Annotated in this window: 5 protein-coding genes; 4 read left to right on the forward strand and 1 reads right to left on the reverse strand. The window is 68.2% G+C overall.

What is annotated here, in order from left to right; genetic code table 11:
- Together dapA and dapB are read left to right on the forward strand one after the other, a co-directional pair.
- A partial coding sequence (gene dapA, locus ACI944_RS12850; protein WP_411719433.1) for a 4-hydroxy-tetrahydrodipicolinate synthase occupies positions 1-764 on the forward strand: 764 nt, incomplete at its 5' end.
- Positions 761-1,501, forward strand: a complete 741-nt coding sequence (dapB, locus tag ACI944_RS12855; protein WP_411719434.1) for a 4-hydroxy-tetrahydrodipicolinate reductase — start codon at positions 761-763, stop codon at positions 1,499-1,501. The genes dapA and dapB, both read left to right, overlap by 4 nt.
- A 3-nt stretch (positions 1,502-1,504) precedes the next feature.
- Here the strand turns inward: dapB and ACI944_RS12860 are convergent, their stop codons facing one another.
- Positions 1,505-2,278, reverse strand: coding sequence for a MarR family transcriptional regulator (locus tag ACI944_RS12860; protein WP_411719435.1), 774 nt, complete (start codon positions 2,276-2,278; stop codon positions 1,505-1,507).
- A gap of 146 nt (positions 2,279-2,424) precedes the next feature.
- On the opposite strand from ACI944_RS12860, the gene ACI944_RS12865 reads away from it, so the two are divergent.
- Complete coding sequence (locus ACI944_RS12865; RefSeq protein WP_411719436.1) at positions 2,425-3,117, forward strand: metallophosphoesterase; 693 nt, start codon at positions 2,425-2,427, stop codon at positions 3,115-3,117.
- A 77-nt stretch (positions 3,118-3,194) separates the two neighbouring features.
- A complete protein-coding gene (locus ACI944_RS12870) occupies positions 3,195-3,683 on the forward strand; it encodes a cupin domain-containing protein (protein ID WP_411719437.1) in 489 nt (162 codons plus the stop codon).
- Positions 3,684-3,814: the final 131 nt, after the last annotated feature.

Here is a 3,814-nt window from a genome sequence, read left to right on the forward strand (position 1 = left end):
ACGGGGTGGTTCCCGTCGGCACGACCGGCGAGTCGGCGACGATGACCCACGACGAACACGTCGAAGTCATCGAGACGGTCGCCGACGCGGTCGAGGATGTCCCCGTCATCGCTGGCTCGGGGTCGAACAACACGCGCGAGGCGCTCGACCTCTCCGAGCGGGCCGCCGCCGCCGGCGCCGACGGCCTGCTGTTGATCTCGCCGTACTACAACATCCCCGAACCGGAGGGAATGGAGGCGCACTTCCGGGCCGTCGCCGACGCGGTCGATCTCCCACAGATCATCTACAACGTCCCCGGTCGAACCGGGCGCAACATCGCCGTGGAGACGGCCGCCTCGCTGGCCGAACACGAGAACGTCGTCGGCTACAAGGCCGCAAGCGGCGATCTAAACCGGACGAACGAGGTCATAGAGCGTACGCAAAATGAGAACTTCGCCGTGCTGTCGGGCGACGACGCGCTCACCCTGCCGATCGTCGCCCAGGGCGGCTCCGGCTGTATCAGCGTCGCGGCGAACGTCGAACCCGAACGCACCGTTGCGCTGGTCGGATCAGCGCTGGCAGGCGACTTCGAGCGCGCCCGCGAACTGCAGTACGAACTCGGCGACCTCTTCCGGACGCTGTTCATCGAGACTAACCCCATCCCGATCAACGAGGCGATGGAGCTGCGGGGGATCCACCCGTCGACGATGCGCTCGCCGCTGAACCCCCTCCAGCCAGAGCACCGCGAGACCCTCCGGAACGTGCTTGAGGACCTCGAACGATGAACGTCGTCGTCGTCGGCGCTACCGGCCGAACCGGCAGCGAGATCGTCGCCGAAGCGAGCGGTCGCGGCCACGATGTCGTCGGGGTCGCCACTGCCTCGGACACCGTCGAGGACGTGCGCGTGTACCCGAACGATGATCTTCCCGAGTTGCTCGACGACGCGGACGCGGTCGTGGACTTCACCGTCCCCGAGGCGACGCGGGAGTACGCCGGGGTGGTCGCCGAGGCGGGCGTCCCCTACATCGTTGGGACGACCGGTTTCGAGGAGTCAGGGATCGAGGCACTCCGGGCGGCCAGCGAGTCGACCGCCGTATTGAAAGCCTCGAACTTCGCCCGCGGCGTGCAGGCGCTCCTTCGGGTGGTTGAGGCCGGCACCGAGGCGCTACCCGACTACGACGTCGAACTCACGGAGACCCATCACAATGGCAAGCGAGACGCACCGAGCGGCACCGCAAACACGATCCTCGATGTCGTCGATTCGGCCCGGGAAGCGGAACTGAAGCGCACCCACGGCCGGGAGGGTGAGCACCCGCGCGAGGAATCGGCGGTCGGCGTCCACGTCCGCCGGGCCGGAACCATCCGCGGCGAGCACGAACTCATGTTGGCCGGCAACGACGAGGTCCTGACGCTGACCCATCGGGCCGAGTCGCGGCGCGTCTTCGCCGCCGGTGCCGTCGACGCCGCCGAGTGGCTCGCCGACCGGGAGCCAGGGTGGTACGAGTTCGGCGACGTGCTGTGACGCTCAGAGATCGTCAACCTCGTAGGCGAGCCCCGAGTCCCGAAGGGCGTCGGTAACCCGTCCCGCGAGATCTGTCGTCGCAACGACGACCACGTCCAGTCCCCGGCCGGCGGCGTCGGCGGCCACCTCGCCGGCCGCGAACGTCACGTCAGGATCGAGGCCGGATGCCTGCAACACGGCGACCGCTTCGACCCCCGCGCTCACGACCACGTCGGCCGCCGCGGCGGCGTCTGCAAGCGCAGCCGATTCGCCCGGCTCCGCTGACCGGATCGGAGAGACCTGAAACACCGTCACAGTGCCGGGTTCAAGATCGATGACGCCCGCAAACCCGGTAACACCGACGACGGCGCCGACTTCGGCGTCGGTCGTCGCGATTCCCGTCGCCGGGCCGTCGTCACCGGGGGAAGCGTGCAACAGTCCCTCCTGGATCGACAGCGAGACCGTCTCGCCAGCCTCGATGTCAGCCGTCGCGAACGCCGCGTCCTCCTGCATACTGCCGAGGACATCCTCGGTCACGTGGTCGGCGAAGCGGCGTACGTCGGAAGCCTGCCGAAACAGCCAGTCGACGCCCCGCTTTGTCACGCGGTACCGCGATCGAGCTTCCTTCTCGACGAACCCGTTGTCGACGAGTTCGCGGATGTATTCCGAGACGGCCTGACTCGTCACGCCGACGGCGCCGGCGATCTCCCCCTGGTTGACTGCCGGCTGGCGCTCCGCGATCTCGACGAGCACGCGAAACTTCGTCGCGGACCGCTTGTTGTCGAGCACGTCGACCATACCTCAATATCGGTTCGGCCGTTTATAAACACCCGAGACTCAGGGGCCGTCAGCGTCACTCGGGACCAACACAGCGCCGCGACGGTCGCGGCCCGCGTTCCGTCCTATCCCGCCAGCGCTTTGCCCGCGGCGGCCCACCGATCCGTATGGAGTTCGATCCCCGCGACCGCGCCGTCTACCTCCCGGCCACGGGGACGCTCGTCTGTGCTGACCTCCACGTGGGGCGGGACGCGGCCTCCGACATCGAGTTCCGGGTCGGAGAACACGACGACCTCACCGACCGGTTCGAACGGCTGCTCGACCGCTACGAACCCGAGGAAATCGTGATCGCGGGGGATCTGCTGCACTCTTTCGATCGGGTCCCGACGGGGGCGGCGGCGACCGTCCGGGCGATAGCGGATCTCGCGGCCAAACGAGACTGTTCGGTCGCCGTGACACCCGGCAACCACGACACGATGCTCGAGGAGTTGTGGACCGGCCCGACCGTCCCGGAGTACGCGGTCGGCGACGGGTCGATCGTCGTCACCCACGGTCACGTTCAACCGGCGACGGAGGCGGAGTGGTACGTCGTCGGCCACGACCACCCGACGATCGAGATCGAGGGCGTCCGTCGGCCCTGCTTTCTGTGCGGCCCCGACCAATACGACGGCTCGTCGGTGTTGATGCTCCCCTCGTTCAGCCGGCTCCCGGCCGGAATCCGGATCAACGAGCGATCCGCCGCGGCGTTTCAGTCGCCGCTCGTCACCGAGACGGGGACGCTCCGGCCGATCGTCCGCGACGAGGGGTCGGACGAGACCCACGAGTTCCCGCCGCTTGGCGAGTTACGACAGTACCTATAAGCGCTTGCCGGGCTTCGGATGCGAGACTGCCCGGTCGATAACAGTTTTTTACATCCACCACGAACCGCCCCGACAGGATGTCGGCGTTTGTCGAACCAGCGATAGGAACTGCCGGGACAACCGAGCCGTACCGCTTTCTGGACACGCTGTCGTACGTCCGCGTTCCGGGCGAGGCGACCGACGGCCGCTGTTCCGTCGTCGAGATGCGTCTGCGGGAGGGCCACGCGCCACCGATGCACGTCCACGCATCGGCTGACGAGACACTCCACGTGACCGAAGGGACGGTCGAGGTCCACACACCGACCGAGACTCGGTCGCTCGGAGCTGGCGGATCGGTCGTCCTCCCGAGGGGGCGAAAACATAGCATCGTGGCGACAGAGCCGGCAAAGGTCGTCTCCTCGACGTCGCCCGGCGGATTCGACGAGTTCGTGACAGCTGTTGGCGAACCGGCCGACGAGGCGACCGTCCCCTCGGGACCGCCCTCCGAGGCGGCCATCGCCCGGGTGTCCGAACTGGCCCCCGAGCACGATATCGAAATCGTCGGCCCGCCGCCGGTCGACCCGTAGTCGCGACGACGAGGAGACGTGGCTGCCGGGTCGCGTCCGGCGCTGCCCCGCCGGGGCTGCGACAGGGACGTGCGGCTACCGAATCGTGTCTAGTGCGGCCTCGGCGGCCTGCCGGCCGCTTGCCAGCGCGC

Origin of the sequence: Natronomonas sp. (genome assembly GCF_046710025.1) — an archaeon.
GTDB lineage: Archaea > Halobacteriota > Halobacteria > Halobacteriales > Haloarculaceae > Natronomonas.

What these genes read in the sequence shown, in the direction of transcription:
- ACI944_RS12865 (WP_411719436.1), top strand. Translation starts at nt 2,425, where the DNA reads ATGGAGTTCGATCCCCGCGACCGCGCCGTCTACCTCCCGGCCACGGGG.
- ACI944_RS12870 (WP_411719437.1), top strand. Translation starts at nt 3,195, where the DNA reads ATGTCGGCGTTTGTCGAACCAGCGATAGGAACTGCCGGGACAACCGAG.
- ACI944_RS12860 (WP_411719435.1), bottom strand. Translation starts at nt 2,278, where the DNA reads ATGGTCGACGTGCTCGACAACAAGCGGTCCGCGACGAAGTTTCGCGTG.
- dapB (WP_411719434.1), top strand. Translation starts at nt 761, where the DNA reads ATGAACGTCGTCGTCGTCGGCGCTACCGGCCGAACCGGCAGCGAGATC.